This is a genomic window from Psychrobacter sp. CoH-33_TS_01 (assembly GCF_058189395.1).
On sequence record NZ_JBVGQI010000005.1, the window covers coordinates 203,786 to 225,175 of the forward strand.

The following is a 21,390-nucleotide window of genomic DNA, read 5'->3' on the forward strand; positions in this document are numbered from 1 at the left end:
ATTGGGTTGAGGCACTGAGCAATAAGATTTGCACTTTTATTATTAATTGGAGGGTCAGAATGATGAATGAATCGAAGCTACTGTCTCATCGCCATCTCAGCCTACAAGACAAGCTAGCCAATCGGTTGCTGGCTGTTGGCAGTACCTGTTTCAAAGCTATTGGCTGGCTATTAATGCTAATCCTGATAGTGACAGTAGGGGTCGGCCTTGGCACTTGGGCATTAACAAGTTGGGGGGCGATGGTGGCAGACTTGCTAACGCAAACCGATAAAAATTTTTGGTATCTCTCCCGTGCCAGTGGCATCGTAGCCTACGCGCTATTTTGGTTGGCGATGGTATTTGGATTACTACTAGGCACGCGACTAAGCGCTCAATTGGGCCGCTTTCTGCCGGCAGGTCGACTCTTTGCCTTGCATCAATTTATTAGTCTGCTAGCGATTGGTTTTGCAGGTTTCCATGCGCTGATCCTCTTAGGAGATAGCTATCTAAACTTAAGCGTTTGGCAGATAATACTGCCGTTCGGGTTGCCAACAGATAGGGTAGGGGTCGCCTTAGGTCAGGTGGGTTTTTGGTTATTGTTCGTCTGTGGTATGAGTTATTACATTAAATCCTACATTGGTCAAACTATCTGGCGATGGCTGCATTTTTTGACTTTCATGGCCTATATGTTAGTCAGTGTCCATTTATTTGTCGTGGGCTCAGACAATCAGGCGTTGCCCCTGTTATTGTTCTATGGTTTAAGTCAGACTTTAGTATTCGTATTGATTGGTTATCGACTTTGGCGACTTAATGTTAGAGAATTAGCCTAGCCGACCCCACCTTACTGATTGATAAATTTACTTATTTATCAGATATTTATTCACTTATTTTTTTAGAGCGTGTTTTATGCCCCATTCTATCCACCATGAGCCGCATTTGAGCAATCGTACTAGTTGGCTACGAGCCGCCGTCTTAGGCGCGAATGACGGTCTTATTTCGACCGCAAGTTTATTGGTTGGGATGGCCGCCGCCAACACCAGCAGTCAGGCTTTGCTATTAACAGGTTTTGCCGCACTTACTGCTGGGGCATTGTCTATGGCAGCCGGAGAGTATATTTCGGTCTCATCACAGGCAGATACTGAAAAAGCGGACCTAATCAAAGAGCAGTATGAGCTCACTCACAATGCGGATAAAGAACTGATAGAGCTGACGAGAATCTATGAAAATAGAGGGCTTGAGCATGAGTTAGCTCATGAAGTAGCGGTGGCTTTAACTGAGCATAACGCATTAGAAGCGCACGCCCGAGACGAGATTGGGCTGACCGAAATGAGCCAAGCCAAACCTTTACAAGCGGCTGTTGCCTCCGCTATAGCCTTTACGGTAGGAGCTATCTTACCTATCATTGGCATTTTGGTATTTCCAGCGCACGCCATGGTATGGTCGTTGGCTGCATTGACCTTGTTGGGCTTGGCTATTCTTGGGGTAGTATCAGCGAGACTAGGCGGCGCTCCTGTCATCCCTGCCACTTCTCGAGTAGTGATTTGGGGCGTCTTAGCGATGATAGCGACTGCTATGATTGGGCGGTTGTTTAGGGTGAGTGTTTAATACTGAGCTGAAAGGCGTAATTCACTTTGCAACTGGGCCTGTACTAATCGGGCCTTTCACGTTCGTCACTGTTATTAAATATTGTCAAAGTCGCTATTTTCTATTTGTTTCTATTTTCAAAGTCACTATTTTCAAAGGTCTATAATTATCAGGCTAGCATAGCCTTGTTGCCTAAATAGGTTCGTTGCTTAAATAGCCTCGTCAACTAAACCCTCCTTAAGGATTAACTCAACCTCTTTATTTTTATATAAAACCTAACCTATATAAACTAATAGCTTGGTATATATTGCTTGACTATTGCGGTTTAATTTCATTATAGTCATTAGTGTAAGTCTATGTTTCTTAAAAGTTAATTAAAGCTCAGTTGCGATGCTGTGCTCGCTATAAAGTCGATGTCTAAAGGATGGATATCATCACTTAGAGCTTAGTACTGTTAAGGCTAGTAATGAAACTCTTCAACGGAAGGGTTTTACGCGTAATAGTTTGGGGAGCCACTGACTACAGGTAGGGGTTATCACAAGCTAAAAAAGGCCTATCTCTAGCCAGAGCGTCAACCAAGAGGTATGGCTATGGTGGAATAGTATTAATGATTAAAACTAAGCTGCCAAAATTATGTTTCTTCTATTTATATTTCACAGATCTATGTTTCGCAGATTTATGTTTCTTAGATAAAGGTAAAAAGGAATTTACACTTTTAATTCAAGGAGAGATAAGATGAAATATTCTAAAATGGCCTTACTAGCCGTCACCACCGCCTTCCTTTTGCAAGGATGTAACGAAGACTCAAACTCCAATAAAACCACCATTCCACCGCCCGATCCCAAAGCCGAAGTCGTAGGGGTCTGGACCAGCGATGACACGGACAGTGATCTATTAGGTCTCGTCTTTTTGGATGATGGGACTTATGTCCATGTACAGGTCGATGAAGCACCAACCGTCCTCGCAAGGCAAACCTACGCCGTATCAGCCTTTAATAACCAAGCAGCCGTCGTCGATAAGCAAACGTATGCCGTACAGTCTGCAGCCAGTGCAGGCGATGGTATGGAATGGGGTGACTATAGTATTGATGCCAAAACTGGGTTATTAACCACCACGCAAAAATTTGATAATAATGGGGGTAATGGTCTGTCTGACACGCTGACTCGCTATATTAAAGTCGCTGATGACAAGCTGACGATGGAGATTGATCTCAATAAAGATGGCGCCATAGGGAGCGATGAGACCTTTAGTTTCTCGAAAACCAAGTCTGAAAATCATTTAGGATTTTGGAGAAGTGGCGACGCCGGCGAAGGTCTGTCGGGAGTGGCTTTCTTGGATGATGGTAGATATATCCAAGTAGAAGTCGATGCTGAGCGCTCGATAGATAACCCTGAAAATGGTATGGAGTGGGGAGATTACAGCATAGATGAGGCTACCGGACAGTTAACCACCAGTCAGATTTTCGATGACAATGGAACGGCTGGGCTATCAGAGCCGCTGACTCGCTACGTCAAAACCTCTACTGGCGCGCTTACGCTTGAGGTGGACGCCAATAAAAACGGTATTATAGACGATGATGAATCTTTTGATTTCTCTAGAACTAAGCCTGTCACGCCTCCTAAAGAAGATCCTGAAGAAGAGCCTGACTCTAAAAGTCTGGTAGGGCTTTGGGAAAATAAAGATACTGCTAATGACTTGTTGGCGCTAGCTTTCTTCGATGACGGGACTTATGTGCATGTCGAAGTGGATGAAATGGCACCTATCGCTAATGAGGATGAAGAATCTGGGATGGAGTGGGGTAAATACACTCTTAATAATAAAACAGATAAGTTAACCGTCAGCCAAATTTTTGATAATAATGGGGACACGGGATTATCAGACGATCTTCTTCGCTATGCGCGCGTCTCTGGTGACACTCTGACGCTTGAAGTAGATGAGAATGACAATGGTGTGATAGATAAAGATGAGTCTTTCACTTTCACCAGAGCTAAGTCGGAGAATATACTAGGGCTTTGGAGAAATACTCAGACCAGCAATGAGTTGTTAGCCTTTATGTTCTTCGACGATGGCACTTATGTGCACTTAGAAGTGGATGAAGCGCCGCCTAAGACAGACTCTACCAGCGATGAAATATCGGGTATGGAATGGGGTAACTACTCTGTCAATGCTATGACTAACTTATTAATAGTGGATCAGATATTTGATAATAATGGTGGTACTGGCTTATCAGACCCTGCTACTCGCTATGCAAAAGTCTCTGGTAATGTGCTCACGCTTGAAATAGATGGTGACTCCATCGACTTCCAACGTCAGTAATCGTCTAAACTGATAGTCTAAAAACAGCAGTTTAAAAAATAATAGTCGAAAACAGCAGTTTAAAAATAGCAGTTTAGCAACAGAATCAGCCGGCAAATCTTTTGCCGGCTGACTTATTTTTAGCTTACTAAAACACGCTTATCAAGTCGCCAGTCAATTAGCGCAGCTCATCCACAACTGCCAGCATCGCCACTAATGAAGCTTCCCCTAACTTAATAGAGCGCTCTGGCGACCAGCCTGTATCAGCATCGGGGAGATTGTAGTTGTCTATAAAAGGCATCTCTAAAGTATTGGCGAGGCAATCAAAACGCTCGGCAACCCAATGCGTGGCCAGGGTCATATTAGCAGTGCCCGGCGCATCGATAGGATAGCCTTCTTCCGTCTGAAAGTCGGCACTGGCCAGCTTTAACACTTCTGCAAATTTATCACGTAGGTGGGCAAGGCGGTCATTGTAGCTTGGCGTGCCTTGTGAGCCAGCTAAGAACACATAAGGGATTTCTTCATCACCATGCACATCATAAAATAGGTCGACTCCGGTAGCCTCCATTTTTTTAATGACGTAATAGACTTCCGGGCTGGTTTCTAAGCTAGGCTCAGCCCAGGCACGGTTAAGGTTAGTACCGACCGCATTGGTACGCAAGTGCCCGCGCACGCTACCATCTGGGTTCATATTTGGCACAATATAGAAGTTCGCTTTATTCAATAATGCTCGACCCGTGGCATTGTCGCTGTCTAATAAGCTGTGCAGCAAGCCTTCGACCAACCACTCCGCCATCGTTTCACCAGGATGCTGGCGTGCCGTGATCCAAATGTTGGGTTTATTCGCCTGCGCGTTGTTCTCAGGATGGTCGCTAGCATCGCTGCTGATTTTAACCAAAGTTAAATCGCGCTTATCCAAAGTCTCGCCTAAATGCTCTAGGGTCACTAGCGGATGCGTCTGTACTGAAGCCAATAAGTCTTGATGACGCTCATAGCTGTAAGGGGCAAAAAAAGCGATTTGCAGCGTTTGGCACTCCATTTCGGCTACTTTTATAGTGAGTTTACCGTCTGCATAAGCAGTGGGTAAGCGGAACCAATAGTCGCGATCATAAGAAGCTGCCGCTTGGTAATTATGCCACCCTGCTGGGAAGGCCGCGTCTCCGGCATTGAGAATATTGAGCACATACTGCTCGCCAATCTCACCGGTGATACGAAAGTTAAACCACTGAAAAAACTCACCACCGACGTCCGGACGGATCGCCAATTGAACGTTGTTATTATCTTCTAAACTAATGACTTCGATATTACCGGCATCAAAATTTGCACTGATATGCATGCGCTTTCCTTAATTCATGGCTATCAAGCTTAAGTGAGGGCTAAAGCTAAGGTTAAAAAAATAAAGTCCCCAACTGGAGAAAGGGGACGTATGCTATTAAATTACCTTAAATATCAATAAAAAACCACCTTAATGAGCGGCTTATTCAGCTATTTTTTAGATGATTGAGGACACGCCTTAATCCTGAAAACAAAAAATCCAAGGTTAGAAGTAGTATTTTACTTCCGACCTCGGATTCATAGGCTGTCGAGCTAGCTTTAGTGGCTAAATCACAGACTACTTTTTAGACTTTTTCTTACTTTGCTTTTTGTCGTCTTTCTTATCTTGCTTCTTTTGTTTCTTATCCTCTTTTTTGTCCTGTTTCTTTTGCTTCTTGTCATCTTTCTTGACTTGCTTTTTCTGTTTCTTATCGTCTTTCTTATCCTGCTTCTTCTGTTTTTTGTCGTCTTTTTTATCTTGCTTTTTGTCGTCTTTGGACTTTTTCTTGTCCTCGTCCTTTTTAGACTCTACGCTATCGTTGGTATAGAAACTGGCGATATCGCTCTGCAACTCACTGTCATGGGCTTGCTTAAACATAATATTAGTCCTTTTTTTAATTGTGTTTAGCCTATCTTGATACTCAATAGTAATCTGAGCTAATCCCTTAGTCAAGATAGGGATACAAATACATACTCTAAGATTTTGTTTATTATAAAAAATATGTTCAGCGATACTGGCAGAAAAAGCAACTGGATTAGATAATAAGAGAGATAATAATAACGTCATTTTTGTAGAAGTTTTTACAAATGAGCGGGTGGGAGAGACTAAGTTTTGATGAGAGCAGAATTTAAGACTAAATACAGCCGCACATTTATTCTCAAAGCTGTTAGTGGTATATTGTCAGCCCGCAAAAAGCTAATACAAAAGAGAGCTTTACGTCCTATTTATTGGTCTCATTTCTTTTTATTGTTTCGCTTTACTCCTCGCATACCACGCTTATATCCCCTCATTAGGAGGCTGACATGATCGTCCGGCAACGCCCCAATGCCCTAAAGCTCATTTTTACCCTGCGTGGCTCAGTCATTCCCAAGATTTTTCCGCAAATCCTGCTGATTACTTTACTCAGCACACTGATATCAACCATCCAGCATGCGCAGCCTGGTTCCTTCACCTCATATGGTACGGCGCCTTTTACCTTATTAGGGATTGCGCTGTCGTTATTTCTAGGCTTTCGTAATAATGCCAGTTATCAACGTTGGTGGGAGGCGAGGCAATTGTGGGGGCAGCTGGTGGTGGATACACGTGGTCTGGCGCGGCAAGTGGTCTCGTTTATGGATGACAGCACGGCCAGTGGGCGGGAGAGTCAGCGGCGTATCATCGAGCTGAGTATCGCTTTTGCCCATGCCACCCGGCATCGACTGCGGGACACTGTGCCTTGGGAAGATATAGAGCGTTTTGTACCGGTAGAGTATCACCAAGATCTGCATCAGGCGACCAATGTCCCCGAGTATATATTGCGACTGTTAGGCAAAGAATTGGGCCACAGCCGCCGTCAGAATTTGATGTCGGAGCAGATGCTACAGAATATGGATGAGCGCGTTACTTCGATGACTTTAGTGCTATCGGCCTGCGAGCGTATTCAATATACGCCTCTGCCATTTGCCTATACGCTATTGGTGCATCGCACGACTTATCTGTATTGCTTTATGTTGCCCTTTGGCTTGGCCTCTTCTTTGGGCTGGGTGACACCTTTAATTAGTGCGGTAATCGCTTATACTTTCTTTGGTCTCGATGCCTTGAGTGAAGAGTTGGAAGACCCGTTTGGCGTGGCACCGAATCATTTACCGTTAACCACGATATCGCGAACTATTGAGATTAACCTGTTAGAAGCTTTGGGCGAGACTGACTTACCTCCGCCAATTACTCCTGATGGCAACTGCCTACAGTAGATTGTTTGCGCTCAGATTTAGCTATTTATTCACTATAAATAAGCCTTAAACGGCAAAAAGCCACCCTATAAAAGGATGGCTTTTTTTATTAACAAGCTATTATTTTTATTAATAAGCTACTAAGTGACTATCACTTAACTATAAAGCGACATGATACTTCACTATTAAAAATAGCATTAAAAGTGGATGACGCTACGAATACTTTCGCCTTTATGCATCAAATCAAACGCTTCGTTAATATCTTCTAAAGGCATGGTATGGGTGATAAAGTCTTGTAGTGGGATTTCACCCGCTAAGTAACGCTCTACGTAGCCTGGTAACTCTGAACGACCTTTGACGCCACCAAAGGCAGACCCGCGCCAGACACGACCGGTGACTAATTGGAAGGGACGGGTAGAAATCTCTTGCCCAGCTCCCGCAACGCCGATGATGACCGACTCGCCCCAACCTTTATGGCAGCACTCAAGCGCTGAACGCATAACGTCGACATTACCGATACACTCAAAAGAGAAATCCACACCGCCATCGGTCAACTCAACGATGACTTCTTGAATCGGCTTATCATAATCTTTTGGATTGATGCAATCAGTCGCGCCTAGCTTCTTCGCCAATTCAAACTTACTTTCGTTGATATCGATAGCAATGATACGGCTGGCTTTGGCCATGGCAGAGCCAATCACGGCAGACAGGCCAATGCCGCCTAGACCGAAGATAGCTACCGTGTCGCCTTCCTGCACTTTGGCAGTGTTCATAACCGCACCCATACCGGTAGTCACGCCGCAGCCCAATAGGCAAACTTCTTCTAATGGTGCCGCTTTATTGACCTTGGCCAAAGAAATTTCTGGCAGTACGGTATATTCAGAGAAGGTTGAGCAGCCCATGTAATGATAGATTGGCTCACCGTCTTTGTAGAACCGGGTGGTACCGTCTGGCATCAAGCCTTTACCTTGGGTCTCACGCACGGCAGAGCACAGGTTAGTTTTGCCTGAGGTACAGAATTTACATTTGCCACATTCTGCGGTGTAGAGGGGAATCACGTGGTCACCGACTTGCACGCTGGTTACGCCTTCGCCGATTTGCTCTACGATACCGCCGCCTTCATGGCCTAAGATAGCTGGGAATACACCTTCTGGGTCTTCACCCGATAAGGTAAAGGCATCGGTATGGCAAACGCCGCTGGCCACAATCTTGACCAAAACTTCGCCTTTGCGCGGCAGCATAACATCGACTTCTTCGATAGAGAGTGGCTCATTCGGGCCCCAAGCAATAGCGGCTTTAGATTTAATAAATTTATCAGACATTATTTTTTCCTTTTTAGAGTTAGCGTGTTAGGTCGTCTTTTGCATAATAAGACATTATAGGCAGATTGGGATGTGATAATTTAACAGTCAGTATAGAGTATTCCAATACCTATGATAATACACGCTATTAGCAAATATCTTTTACGAGACAGTAATAATCGTAGCTATAATGTTAGGTAGCGTAGGTATAAAACCATTAGATGAGGCGGTGAGTATGAAGTGGGAGGGTATTAGCGAGTTTGTCGCCGTGGCAGAGAGCGAGAGCTTTACGCAGGCAGGCAAGCAGTTGGGCATATCGACCGCCCAAGTGAGCCGGCAAGTCAGTGCGTTAGAACAGCGCCTGAATGTCAAATTACTCTACCGCACCACACGCAAAGTCTCTCTGACGGGAGAGGGGCAAATATTTTATCAGCACTGCCGAGGGGTACTCGATGGTTTGGCCGCCGCAGAGCAGTCCGTCAGCACGCTTCAGTCTAAGCCACAAGGTAGGATCAAACTCACAGCACCGGTCACCTATGGCGAGCAGCAATTATTACCCTTGGTGAATGATTTTATGCAGCTTTATAGCGATATTGAAGTCACCGCCTTTTTGAGCAACCAAAAAATAGACTTGGTCGAGGGCGGTTATGATTTAGCCGTACGTGTGGGCAGATTAAGCGACTCAACTTTGATGGCTAGAAAACTGAGCCATCGCACCAATTATGTTTGTGCCGCCCCCGGCTACCTGGATAAATACAGTATGCCCAGTACCTTGCACGAGCTTAAAAATCACAATTGCTTACTCGGCACCTTGGACTATTGGCACTTTAAAGAGGCCGGCAAAGAGCGCAATATTCGCGTGTCGGGCAGGGTGCGCTATAACAGTGGCTATAGTTTGGTGGATGCCGCGCTTAAAGGCTTGGGTATTGTGCAATTACCGGATTACTATGTGCAAAAATATTTGGCATCGGGCGAGTTAGTGAGCCTATTGGACGACTTTAGAGAGCCTGAAGAAGCGATTTGGGCGGTCTATCCGCATAATAGACAGCTGGCGCCCAAAATTCGTGTGCTGGTGGATTATTTAGTGGAGCGTTTGGGATAGGCTGCAATTCTGCCAAGCCGTAAAAGATAGGTTTACCTAAGCAAACTCACTCAACATCTGAGTAATACGAGCATCTTTCTGCTGCCAAATGTCCTCTAACCAATCAAACATCATCGCTTTAGTGGCTTCATCGCGGTCATAACCGCCATCCATAATGGCAGCGTATAACTCATCGGGTACTTTTATCCGTGTTACATCTACGCCCAAACGGCGAATATTGCCTTTCCATAAATCATCATAGTCAGGCGTACCGTCGGGATAGACGATAGTGATGTCTAAAATAGAGTCTAACTGCTCACCTAATGCATTAATGGCTAATGATAAGCCGCCTGCACGAGGCTTTAATAAATGCTGATAGGGCGACTTCTGTTGGTCATGCTTCTCTTGGGTAAAGCGCGTGCCTTCTAAATAGTTGAGTAGGGCAAAGGGCTTGTCTTTTAATTGGCGACAGGCGCGTTTGGCCTCGATTAGGTTTTGTTTTTTTAGCTCCGGATTCTTTTCCATAGCTTTAGCAGAGAAGCGTTTCATCATCGGAAAGTCTAAAAAGTAGAAAGCTTGGCCGACTACCGGGATATAAATCAAATCAAACTTAGTAAAAAACCGCGTTAATGGCAAGGTGCCTTGGCTAATATACTGCACGATACTGGTATCGACCCAAGACTGATGGTTGCTCACCAGCAAGTACTGTTTATCTTCGCTCAAGTCATCGGGCATAGTGATGCGCCAGTCTTTGTGCGGTAGCGCATGGTCGATGACGGCGTTATTACTATTAATCCAGTATTTGGTAATCTCAATAAGACCCTTGTCCGCACGTTTTGATCCGGTCAGTACTTTGGCAGCGCCTAAAGTCCAGATAGGCAGTCCCACCCCAATACTATTGGCCGTGAGCACGCCAGCACCGGTCATAAAGGAGGCAGCTTTGCCCACAGACGGTAGCTTGTCATGGAGCTTTTCATAAAGTGAGTCGATCTTTTTCAAAGAGGGCATAGCAGATATCCATATTGATGAGTACAGCCCCACCGTTACTAATGTTGTAGGGTAGGAGACGCACGAGTGCCAGCAATGAGCGGCCACTTCGTCCATGATTTAGGGTTATGGGCAGGCAATAGTGCGCAGCAGCAATAATAATAGCTACGCAGCAGCTAATCGCCAGTTATAGCATAACCCAATGTTATGCTATAAAAAATTAACAAAACGTTAAAGCGTTGCGCAAAAAAGGCCAACTGAGCAATGAAGGGTCTGATAATGCCTGATAACTTAACAAAAGACGACAAAAAAATGGGACTAGAGGGTAGTGACTGTTAAAAAGTAAACTCTACGGCATCATCGGTCGCACGGCGGCGCGCCTCATCTTTGAGCTCAATCAACTCACCGTCTTTCATCATGAGTAAACGGTCGGCATGCTCAAAGTAAGCATCGTCATGGCTGATAATAAAGAGAGTCTTGCCCAAGGCTTTCAGCGCAGGAATCAGCTGCTGATAAAAAGTGCGGCGGAATACAGGGTCTTGATCGGCGGCCCATTCATCGAGCAATAAGATGTCTTTTTGCTCAGCCACAGCCAGCAGCATGGCCACGCGTTTGCGCTGACCTTGCGACAGTTTAACCGTAGAGAGGCGCCCCTCGTTGAGCTCTATTTTTTCGTGTAAGGCCAGTCTCTGTAGCCAAGCGCTCACTAAGTCAGCATCCGGCGTTTGACCTTGCGCGCCAATCAATTGGCTAAACAAGTGGTTATCGCTGTATATCGCCGAAAATAACTGATTAAACGCCAAGCGATTTTGCTCATCAATCAGCTGATTATCTAAGGTCATGCTGCCTTGGGTAGGCGCTACTAGTCCAGTGAGTACTTTGGCTAAGGTGGATTTACCACTGCCATTCGCGCCAATCAAAAAGACCACTTCACCGCGCGTTAATTCAAAATTGATATTTTTTAAAATATTGGCTGGCGTGTTTTCTAGCGCAGCAGTAGTAATATTATTATTAGTCTGGCTAAGGGCAGTCTCTCCATCTTGGCCCTGTGGCTGACTATGGCCATAATGATAGCTGACATTATGCAGCCGTAAGCTTTGCCACGGAGCAGCGTTGCTCTGTAGGGCAGTAGCCTCGATTAAAAAACCCTTTTTGTAGGATGCCAGTTGTAAGGATTGAATCTTACTGAGTGCGACTTGCGCTGTCTGGAGATTAGGGTAGGCGCCCACCGCTTTGAGCAGGGGAGACTGCATAAATAATACCGTCAACGAAAAAGTCGTTGCCACGGCCATCGAAATATTGAACTGCTGCGCGACCGCAAATATCACCCCAATTAACGCAAACATCATAATATTCGACCAGCTTAACGCCGAAAGATGGTAGGTGTCTGCTTTGATAATCTTGCCCTTATAAGCCTGAGCATGGGGGATAAATTCTTGTGAGAATAGCTGCTCGGCGCGATGACGGTTGAGCGTGAGCTCTTTGCGGCCCTCAATAATTGCTTGATAGTCTTCGTATAATAGGTCATTAATTTCTCGAATTTCAGTCAGGTTGACATAGACATGACGCACTAAAACCAGACTGATCCAGATGTTCAGTCCAATCCCTACCAGCACGATTAATAGTAAGGGCAACGATAGCCAACCTAGGTATAAGGCGACTGCTACCGATAGAATCACTCCTTGTACCAGCTCTGGCATGCGCACAAAGGCGACAGTGATAGACTGAATGTCGGCGGAGAGGCTGGCGAGCAGGCGTGAGCTACCCACTTGGTCAATCTGCGTGAGCGGGGTATCCATGATTTGCTTGACCAATTGCGTGCGCAGCTCATAGACAAACTGATGGCCTAGCTTGGTGAGGGCATACTGCGAGATAAAGGTAAAAAACAGCAAGACGATGACGATAATAAAAAAATAGCCTAAGCTAAGCCAAGAGACGCTGCTAAAGGCCGCTTGATTAATAAAGGCATGATTAATATAAGCAATAATACCGACGCCGACCAAGGCATTGACTAAGTTAAGGGCCACTACCTTCAAAAAAGCCCAGCGATGGCGTGACCAGATAAGCTGGTAGAGAGAGTCTGCACTAGAGTAAGACATAAAGCATTCGCACTTTTAAAAGGAAGAATAAATAAAAGGGAGTGAGCTTGGCCCAATCCCTTTTTAAAGACAGTTTGCTCAGCCCTCTAATTTTCCGAGGATCAATGGGCAAGCGGTGACAGTCTGGCGTTATTAAAAGTCAAAGGTAGCGGAGACTTTCACAGCGGTGGGCTCACCAGCATTGAGGTAGCCATAACCCGCTAAGCCGCCAACTGACTGCCAGTAGTCCTCGCCGGTGACGTTCGTGACCACGCCTTTTAAGGTGACATCTTGGTCAGCAAACTTAGTCTTGTAGCGCGCCCCAAGGTCTAAAGTGGTGTAGCCATCGACCTTCAAAGTGTTGGCCATGTCAGCATAACGCGCGCCCGTATGGATAACATCGCCCGTTAAGGTCAGCCCCGATACTGCGGCCACATCGTATTCAAGATTGACGTTGCTTTGTAGGGTAGGCGTACCGATCACGCGATTGCCATTTAGGCTCGCCTCTTCTGTATCGGTCTGTTTCGCATTGAGGTAGGTCACCCCGGCTATTAAGCGCATATTTTCGCTGGGACTACCAAACACGCTAAGCTCTGCGCCTTGATGTAGGTTTTCTCCACCATCGCTAAAGGTATTGCTGTCATCGACATAGGCTCGTGGGGCCTCAGTGCGAAACAGCGCTAAGCTACTGCCGATAGTACCATTGTCATATTTCACCCCAACCTCAGCTTGTTTACTGACATAAGGCTTTAGGTTTTGACCAGCGTTGGTCACTGCATCGCCAGTAGGCGTAGTCAGCGGCGCTTTCTCACCTTTGGCCAAGCTTTCGATATAGTTGCCATAGAGCGACCAATCTGCGCTAGGCTGATAAACCAGGCCTAAACTCGGGGTCCAAGCGCTTTCATCATAGTCTGAGGTCTGCGCTTGAGTGTTATAGTCATAGCTGGCGTTTTGTATGTTTTGATGGCGGACGCCTAAAGTCGCGTGTATCTTATCGTCCATAAACGATAAAGTATCGGCTAGAGCAAAGCTTTGTAATTGCGTATCGGCGGAGCGTTTCGGATCGTCTAAATTACCCCCAAAAATAGCGCTGTCTGACCAAGCCTTGTCATGGTCGATAGGGCGATATAGGCTGGTGGGTAATTGATTAGCAAAGTCAAAGGCATATGCGCCTTTTTCTTCTTGATCATATCTATTCGCTGAGAGTACCCAGTCGTGGGCGATGGCCGCGGTATTAAAGGTACCTCGCAAGCCCAGCTCAGCGCTTTGTACTAAGTCTTCGCGGCTATTGTCAAAACGATAGGCCGAGCCGGTACCGTCAACATCGGTGACCGAAAGATTGGCTAAAGAGTTATCCTCTTTGCCCTGTCTGATACCATAAGCCCCATATGCGGTCATGGCGTCATTAATATCGTATTCTCCGCGCACAGTAGCGAAGAGGTCTTCTTCGTTAGAGTAAGTCCACGGTTGCGCCCAGTTACTCTTTGCATCCGGCGCTTTAGGGACTCGGCTAGCCCCGTCTAAAGAGACGTTAGTACGGGTCTGCTCGAGCTTATTATCCTGCCAGCCCAAGTCTGCGGATAGCCGATAATCATCCCCTCTATAGTCCATACCCAGTGCTGCCAGTCCAAGCTTAGCGGACTCATCGTCGATTGCGGTATCCCCATCGTGGTAGGCGGCATTAAAGCGCATCCCGATAGCGTCATCGGCACCAAAGCGGTCGCTGACATCTACGGCGACCTTACCTTGGTTGCCTTCGCCATAACCGACGGTGAGCTGGCGCATAGGCTCATTGCCTGCTCGTTTGGGCAGTAAGTTGATGGTACCGCCGGCATTGCCACCACTCGGCGCTGCACCATTGAGCATCGCTGAAGCACCGCGCTGTACTTCGACCCGCTCAAACAATTCCGTGGCTATATATTGGCGCGGTAGGATACCGTAGAGGCCGTTATACATAGTGTCGTCTGAAGTGGTGACGAAACCGCGCATAAAGTAAGCTTCTTGGAAGTTGCCAAAGCCTCTAGCAACGCGGACAGTAGGGTCTTTTTTAAGCAAATCACCGACACTTTGCGCCTGTTGATTTTCAATAAACTCATTTGTATAGGCTGTGGTAGAGAACGGCGTGCGCATAATATCTTGATTGCCAAGTAAGCCTACACGGCTGCCTGTGGCAACCTGACCGCCTTCATAAGTAGGTGCTAGCCCTTGTGCAGAGGCATCAGCGCTACTGATGATAGTAATGATATCAAAAACGGCTGAAGGCGCACTAGTCTCAGTGTTGGCGGGCATGGCCTGTACTGCGTCTGTATCTGTAGTAGGTGCGTCTGTATTAGCCGCAACAGCAGTCTGCGCCATCGCAAACGGTGTCATACTCAATAACAACATCGAAGCATACAGCCTCGTATAAGGCAGAGATTTGCCGGGGCTAACTGCGGAGGCAAGTGTTGATGAAAGCGTTGAAGAAAGGGTGCGTAAGGCAGAAGGGCGGTGGGCAGAGCTCATGATAATATCTCAATGAATCAAACTAGGCGGGATAGGGAATGGTTATTATAATGCGAATTATTATTATTAACAATAAATAAAGGTAGGGTAAGTATTATGAATCAAAACCCTAGGTAATTTTAACCACAGCTAGCAGTTCTCTTAATGGTTCCCCCAGTCTTGGTCATTAAAATTTGTTAATAAAAAACCCTTACCAGTTGCTAGCCCGGTAAGGGGTGGAGAAGAACCGCATGAAAGTATAATTCGCTAAATTTTTAACTTATAGGTTAATGATTAAAAGTCAAAGCTAACATCAAAGATATAGGCACGGCCAGGCTCATTAAAGGTGCGAGCACCCGCATTGGTACCGGTACCTTCACGTTTGATTTGCTTATCAAAAACGTTTTTGACCCCAGCTCCAACGGTAATTTTATCTGTTAAATCATAACGAGTGCTGACATTGGCTAGGGCATAAGGCTGGCGGCTCAATTTCAGCGTGCTAAGCGCATCGCCGGTAGTGACCGAAAGCTCAGGCGCATCAATGCGGCCATAGTAGCTGACACCTAAGTCGGCATTCCAGCGTGGGGTGATGTCCCAGTTGACGTTGGAGTTGACCGTAAATTTAGGTATCAACGATAACGCTTCGCCAGTATCTTTACGCTCTGAGCGCAGATTGCCCGTGACGTTGGTGTACCAAGACAGCGCATCAGTGACCGGCACTTTGACAAAGCCTTCAAGGCCTTCGATGGTGGCTTTCCCTTGGTTTTCCCATTGGAAGATAGAGCGGTTGGTGGCATTATCTACCGCCACACGGTCGACCCCTGCGCCAATGCGGTTGTCATAAGCGTTATGGTAGTAAGTCAGACCAGCATTGAGGCCGGTGCCATCATCGTAAGTAAAGGTCAGCTCTTTGTTCCATGAAGTCTCATGCTCAAGCTCGGAGTTGCCCAATACTTGGCAGCCTCTTTGGTCTGCAGGCACCCAGGAAGGGCAGCCATTGCCTTTGGTGTAGTAGATGTAGTTGGGGTCTAATAGGTATAGGTCGGGGGCTTTAAAGGCGCGACTGACCCCAGTCTTCACTGACCAGTTTGGGCTAAAGTCCCAAGTGGTATTGATACTCGGTGACCAATTGCTGCCGGCTTCGCTATGATAGTCATAACGTAGGCCAGGAGTGATATGCCAATCCGGCGTAATTTGATAGTTGTCTTCTAAGTATACCCCGACCAGATAGGCATCAGATTTCGGATCTCGTTTGGCAGGATCTGTTTCCACATCACCAAAATCAAAACCATCATCAAAGGTGAGATCTGCCACTACAGGGTTGGTGAGTTTTTCACCACGCAGCTCAGTGCCTGCCGTCAGCGTGTGGCGGTCATAGAAGATATCCCATTCTGACTTAGCGTTTAAGGTATCGTAGGTCGCTTCGTTCCATTTATAGTCCTCGCCTGCGGCTGGTGGTTTAATCTGACCTTCACCACCACCCGCGGTACCTTCCGCCAAACGCTCATTATTGGTACGGCTATATTCTAAGTAGCTATTGCTGCGAGTGTTGTCATAGTCACCGCGGTGGGTGATAGCAGCACCATAGCGGCGCATCTTATTGGTAGTGTCGCCCGCGAGCGTTGCGACCAAGTCATCGTTGACGTTTTGAAACTGGGAGTCACCCGCCCAGCGGTTGTCCTGGGTACTATAGTTAATCTCAACGCCTACGGTATTCATAGCGTCCATAGCGTATTCAAAGAGCTGGCGCACATCTATATTTTCGACCCCTTCCACACCAGCTGCAATAGAAGCGGCTGGTCCATCACGCCCATCAACAATTTGAGCATCTTCGGCATTGATATAAGGGTCATCGCCTTCACTGTCGTGGTAGCCCAGGGTAGTACGGAAAGACAGCTTGTCGCTTAAAGAGCCTGCCATATTGATGTTGGTGCGCCAGTCTTTGCCTTCCAAGTCACTCTCTGGCGACTGGTAATGACCGGTGACTGAAAATTCTTTTTTGCTAGGGGCTTTAGTGATGATGTTGACCACACCGCCCATACTGCCTGAACCATAGCGCGCAGCGGCTGGACCACGCAATACTTCGATGCGTTCGATAGCGCTCGGCGGTACCCACTGCGAGTCACCACGGGTGTCTTGTTCGCTGGCACGACCAGGCCGTACGGCATTGCGTGAGGTGACAGGACGACCGTCGATGAGGATTAAGGTGTTATTCGGTCCCATGCCGCGCAGATCGATTTGACGTTGATTGCCACGCTGCCCTGAGGTAGATGATCCTGATAAGTTGACCCCTGGCATTTTACGCACAATCTCAGCAATATCATTAGAGATAGACGCTTTTTCAATAGCCTCTTCGCTAATCACTGATAGCCCTGCCGCTTGCTCAAGCTCATCCCGCGCTGCACGAATCACGATAGTGTCTAGTACCGCATTAGGCATCGCCTGTTGCTCAGCTACGGCATCATTAAGCTCGTCAGTCTCAGCTGCCACCGCGCTCGTATTTAGTATAGTACTGCTAAAAAGAGCAGCGATAGTTAGGCTTAATAAGGTTTTTTTATTCACTGCACGGGTAGCAGAGGATAACGACGATAGAGGGATAGAGGCAGAGGCTAAATTTGACATAGGGGAAAATCCTTGGAGCACTCGATTTTATAAAAAGGTTAGGTAGCGCGTGTCTACCTAAAAAAATGCCTAGGGCTACCATAGTAATAATGGGTATAGACCACAGGGCAAAGTAAGGGGGTACAGCGTCTAGAGTCGTAGACTTAACGCTTCTGTAATAAAGCAGACGCATTCTAACAAACTTGTATTAATAACACAAATAATAATCATTATCATTCAATGGTTTATGGAGGTTGTTCTAGTGGGTTATGGGAGGGGTCGTAGGTAGTGAGGTTAGTAGCTATAAATATTGAGTCTTTTATAAAAAACGAGTAGCCAAAATACTTGGAATGACTGATCAATTCTAAATTTATATAGGGAGAAAGCGGGTCTGTTCTTTTATTAAAATTCTGCTTTGCTTTGACTAGGGCACTTAAGATTTGCCAGCAAATTGGGTGGTTTATAGATGACTTTTTTATAAAAGGTATTCGCTAGGTTGATGAGGGTAATTTTTTGTTGAAATAATTGAAATAAATGTAACTTTAAATTAGCTATAGGCTCATTTTTTTGGCCTATATATAACTATATTTTTCCTAAAAAACAGGTGTTTACCGCCTATCTGATATCTTTATTAATATGTATGCAACCTCTCTGTTTAGTTGTTTAATAGTGTTAGTTATGTAAAAACAACAGGGAGAATAAAAATGAATAAAATCTTCAAAAAAATATGGAGCAAGTCCCTAGGTTGTCTAGTCGTCGTAGCAGAAAATGCTAAGAGTGCCGGCAAAACTAATAATGTCACTGGTGCGGTAGCGCAAACCAATCATCAAACTAATTATAAGAAATTTGCCTTACAAGGCTTAATTATCAGTATTGCTGCTGTTAGTGGCTCTAATGTTTGGGCAGATGATTGTTGGACTGACCACTCTCCTGGTGGAATGAACCCGTCTTTTGATACTTTAGCTTGCGGATTTGAAAATAATGCATCGGGCTCTGCTAGTACAGCAGTGGGCTATAAAAATACAGCATCACAACCTGCTAGTAGTGCAGTGGGCTATAACAACACGGCATCAGGCAACTCTAGCACTGCAATAGGTAATTATAATACAGCCTCCACTAACTCGAGCAATGCAGTGGGTTATAACAATATTGCATCGGGTAGCAATAGCAGTGCTATGGGTGCTAGTAATATAGCATCGGGTAATTATAGTATTGCGGCCGGAACCGCAAACTATGCTAGGGGACAAGGCAGTACCGCAATAGGTAGTAGGGGTGTATATAATTACAACTCTATTAATGATGGTACAAAGCTTACCTCTATTAGTGGCATCACTGTAACAGCAACTGGTTTGAATCCAAGCTCGATTACGCACATTAATGGAGTGGCTGTGACTGCGCAAGAGAGTGGTGCTTTTATAGCTGCTCTAGGTAATGGTGCTAGTGTGGCCTTTGCAGTAAATAGCACCACTTTAGGCAGTCAAAATCTTGCTATGGGTGATTATAGCAGTACGATAGGTTATGGCAATACAGCATCGGGCTTTGCTAGCAATGCAGTAGGTTATGGCAATACAGCATCGGGCTTTGCTAGCAATGCAGTAGGCTATAACAATTGGGCAGGGTCTGAAAATAGTAGCGTATTCGGTAGTAGTAGCCAAGCCATAGAAGTAGGCGCAACGGCTATTGGTAATAATTCGCTAGCTAACGAAGCCAATACCATATCAGTGGGTAGAGTTGGCGCAGAAAAACGCATTACTAATGTGGCCACAGCTATTAAAACTACGGATGCTGTTAATAAAGGCTATGTCGACGCAGCTATCCTAAATATCTCAGGCAATGTCGATACTGATAACTTCGCTTATGGCGATACGAGCACTGCTTTGGGAACTGCTAGCGGCCAGGAATATGGCAGCACCTTAACCGATGGCAAGATTACAAAGGTGGCAGGTATCACTGTTACGACTACTGGCGCAGGTGAAAGTATTGATGATATCGATTCTTTTACTCTAAAAGATGGCACAGTAATCATTGATGCTACGCAAGTGGCTGCCTTTAAGAAAGCGGCTGAAAATGGTGGGAATATTGCGTTAGCAAATGGCAGTAGTGCATTAGGATATGCCAATATAGCTACAGGTATCAACAGCAATGCAGTAGGAGCACAGAACCAAGCCACAGGCAATCAAAGTAGTGCGGTGGGCATAAATAATAAAGCTTTGCAGACTGCTAGTAGTACAGTGGGATATAGCAATACTGCGTCCGGTTACTCGAGTAATGCGTTAGGTAGTAATAATAACGTTTCAGGAGCTTACAGTAATGCTATTGGTAGTAATAATACAGCTTCATACGAAGCTAGCAGTGCTATAGGTAGTAATAATACAGCGTCCTTTGACTATAGTAGTGCTATAGGTCGTGACAACACGGCATCGGGTTACTCAAGTAGCGCTATGGGTAAGAGTAATAGGGCATTGGGTGATTTCAGTAATGCATTAGGTATTAATAACATAGCAAATGCTAACGGTAGTGCAGTGGGGTATAACAATACAGCATCGGGTAGCAATAGCAGTGCTATGGGTGCTAGTAATAGAGCCTCGGGTAATCATAGTATTGCGGCCGGGAGCGTAAACTTTGCCAAAGGACAAGGCAGCACAGCCGTTGGTGGAGCCAGTGGTTTTGATAGTTTTTCTTTAGACGATGATGGAACGAAAATTACTGCTATTAACGGAATAGTAGTAACAGCCACAGATATGAATCTCGAGTCCGTAACTGCTATTAATGGGGTTGCGGTAACAGAAGAAGAGGTGATGGCTTTTGTCATAGCTTCACAGAACGGCAGTAGTATAGCCTTTGGAAAAAGCAGTACTACTTTAGGCAGTCAAAACCTTGCGATGGGTAACCAAAGTAGTGCAGTGGGCTTTAACAATAAAGCCTTAGCCGAGAATAGCAGCGTCTTTGGTAGCAATAGCCAAGCTACTGCAATTGATAGTACAGCTATAGGGTCTAATAACCATGCTAATGGAGAAAATAGTAGTGCATTAGGTGCTGGCAATTACGCATTTGGTCAGAATAGTAGTGCGATAGGGTCGAATAACCATGCTTATATCGAAAACAGTAGTGCAGTAGGTGCTAACAATTACGCATTTGGTCAGAATAGTAGTGCGATAGGGTCGAATAACCATGCTAATAGCGAAAACAGTAGTGCAGTAGGTGCTAACAATTACGCATTTGGTCAGAATAGTAGTGCGATAGGTTCGAATAACCATGCTAATAGCGAAAACAGTAGTGCATTAGGTGCTGGCAATTACGCATTTGGTCAGAATAGTAGTGCAGTAGGCTATAACAATTGGGCAGGTTTTGAAAATAGTAGCGTGTTCGGTAGCAATAGCCAAGCCATGGCAGAGGGCGCAACAGCTATCGGTAACGACTCGATTGCTGATGAAGCTAATACCATCTCAGTGGGTAGAGTTGGCGCAGAAAAACGCATTACTAATGTGGCGACAGCAACTAAAGAAACCGATGCTGCCAATAAAGGCTATGTTGACACTACATTCAGTAGCGTAGCAAACGCTGTGCTTTACGATGGTGAGATAAAAGACAGCATTACACTAGCTGGCGCTAACGGTACTAAGATTAGTAATCTGCAAGACGCTACCTTAAGTGATACTTCAACGGATGCGGTCACGGGTAAGCAGCTCAATGCTACTAATCTAAATGTAACTGCTCTAGATGGTCGAGTGACGACAGGGTTGAATGCTGCTACTACTGA

13 protein-coding genes are annotated in these 21,390 nt (G+C 45.7%); 6 read left to right on the forward strand and 7 right to left on the reverse strand.

Annotated features, from left to right (window positions below; translation table 11 throughout):
- Positions 1-59 precede the first annotated feature (59 nt).
- From ACZ2XM_RS10210 to ACZ2XM_RS10220, 3 genes are all read left to right on the forward strand, one after another.
- On the forward strand, positions 60-809 hold the full coding sequence (locus tag ACZ2XM_RS10210) for a ferric reductase-like transmembrane domain-containing protein (RefSeq protein ID WP_490588692.1): 750 nt from the start codon (positions 60-62) through the stop codon (positions 807-809).
- 76 nt (positions 810-885) lie between these two features.
- On the forward strand, positions 886-1,584 hold the full coding sequence (locus ACZ2XM_RS10215) for a VIT1/CCC1 transporter family protein (protein ID WP_490588693.1): 699 nt from the start codon (positions 886-888) through the stop codon (positions 1,582-1,584).
- 714 nt (positions 1,585-2,298) lie between these two features.
- Positions 2,299-3,879 (forward strand): hypothetical protein, encoded by a 1,581-nt coding sequence (locus ACZ2XM_RS10220; RefSeq protein ID WP_490588694.1) that lies wholly within the window; start codon positions 2,299-2,301, stop codon positions 3,877-3,879.
- Between the two features lie 157 nt (positions 3,880-4,036).
- On the opposite strand, the gene ACZ2XM_RS10225 is transcribed toward ACZ2XM_RS10220, so the two are convergent.
- Together ACZ2XM_RS10225 and ACZ2XM_RS10230 are read right to left on the reverse strand one after the other, a co-directional pair.
- Positions 4,037-5,194 carry a M14 family metallopeptidase gene (locus ACZ2XM_RS10225; RefSeq protein WP_490588695.1) on the reverse strand — a complete coding sequence of 386 codons (1,158 nt, stop codon included), beginning with the start codon at positions 5,192-5,194 and terminating at the stop codon, positions 4,037-4,039.
- A 276-nt stretch (positions 5,195-5,470) separates the two neighbouring features.
- Complete coding sequence (locus ACZ2XM_RS10230) at positions 5,471-5,770, reverse strand: hypothetical protein (RefSeq protein WP_490588696.1); 300 nt, start codon at positions 5,768-5,770, stop codon at positions 5,471-5,473.
- Between the two features lie 425 nt (positions 5,771-6,195).
- Here ACZ2XM_RS10230 and ACZ2XM_RS10235 point away from each other — a divergent pair, with 425 nt between their 5' ends.
- The gene (locus ACZ2XM_RS10235) at positions 6,196-7,122 is read left to right on the forward strand and encodes a bestrophin family protein (protein WP_490588697.1); all 927 of its coding nucleotides are present in this window, start codon (positions 6,196-6,198) and stop codon (positions 7,120-7,122) included.
- A 176-nt stretch (positions 7,123-7,298) separates the two neighbouring features.
- On the opposite strand, the gene ACZ2XM_RS10240 is transcribed toward ACZ2XM_RS10235, so the two are convergent.
- Entirely contained in the window at positions 7,299-8,423 is a 1,125-nt protein-coding gene (locus ACZ2XM_RS10240; protein WP_490588698.1) for an S-(hydroxymethyl)glutathione dehydrogenase/class III alcohol dehydrogenase, read from the reverse strand.
- A 214-nt stretch (positions 8,424-8,637) separates the two neighbouring features.
- Between ACZ2XM_RS10240 and ACZ2XM_RS10245 the strand changes: the two genes are divergently transcribed.
- Entirely contained in the window at positions 8,638-9,504 is an 867-nt protein-coding gene (locus tag ACZ2XM_RS10245; RefSeq protein ID WP_490588808.1) for a LysR family transcriptional regulator, read from the forward strand.
- Positions 9,505-9,540: 36 nt separating this feature from the next.
- Here the strand turns inward: ACZ2XM_RS10245 and yihG are convergent, their stop codons facing one another.
- From yihG to ACZ2XM_RS10265, 4 genes are all read right to left on the reverse strand, one after another.
- Positions 9,541-10,491, reverse strand: a complete 951-nt coding sequence (yihG, locus tag ACZ2XM_RS10250) for a 1-acylglycerol-3-phosphate O-acyltransferase, YihG family (RefSeq protein ID WP_490588699.1) — start codon at positions 10,489-10,491, stop codon at positions 9,541-9,543.
- Positions 10,492-10,805: 314 nt separating this feature from the next.
- A complete protein-coding gene (locus ACZ2XM_RS10255) occupies positions 10,806-12,569 on the reverse strand; it encodes a multidrug ABC transporter permease/ATP-binding protein (protein ID WP_490588700.1) in 1,764 nt (587 codons plus the stop codon).
- Positions 12,570-12,701: 132 nt separating this feature from the next.
- Entirely contained in the window at positions 12,702-15,050 is a 2,349-nt protein-coding gene (locus tag ACZ2XM_RS10260) for a TonB-dependent receptor (protein ID WP_490588701.1), read from the reverse strand.
- Between the two features lie 273 nt (positions 15,051-15,323).
- On the reverse strand, positions 15,324-17,651 hold the full coding sequence (locus tag ACZ2XM_RS10265) for a FepA family TonB-dependent siderophore receptor (protein WP_490588702.1): 2,328 nt from the start codon (positions 17,649-17,651) through the stop codon (positions 15,324-15,326).
- Between the two features lie 683 nt (positions 17,652-18,334).
- Here ACZ2XM_RS10265 and ACZ2XM_RS10270 point away from each other — a divergent pair.
- The coding region (locus ACZ2XM_RS10270; RefSeq protein ID WP_490588703.1) for an ESPR-type extended signal peptide-containing protein at positions 18,335-21,390 on the forward strand (3,056 nt) is incomplete at its 3' end.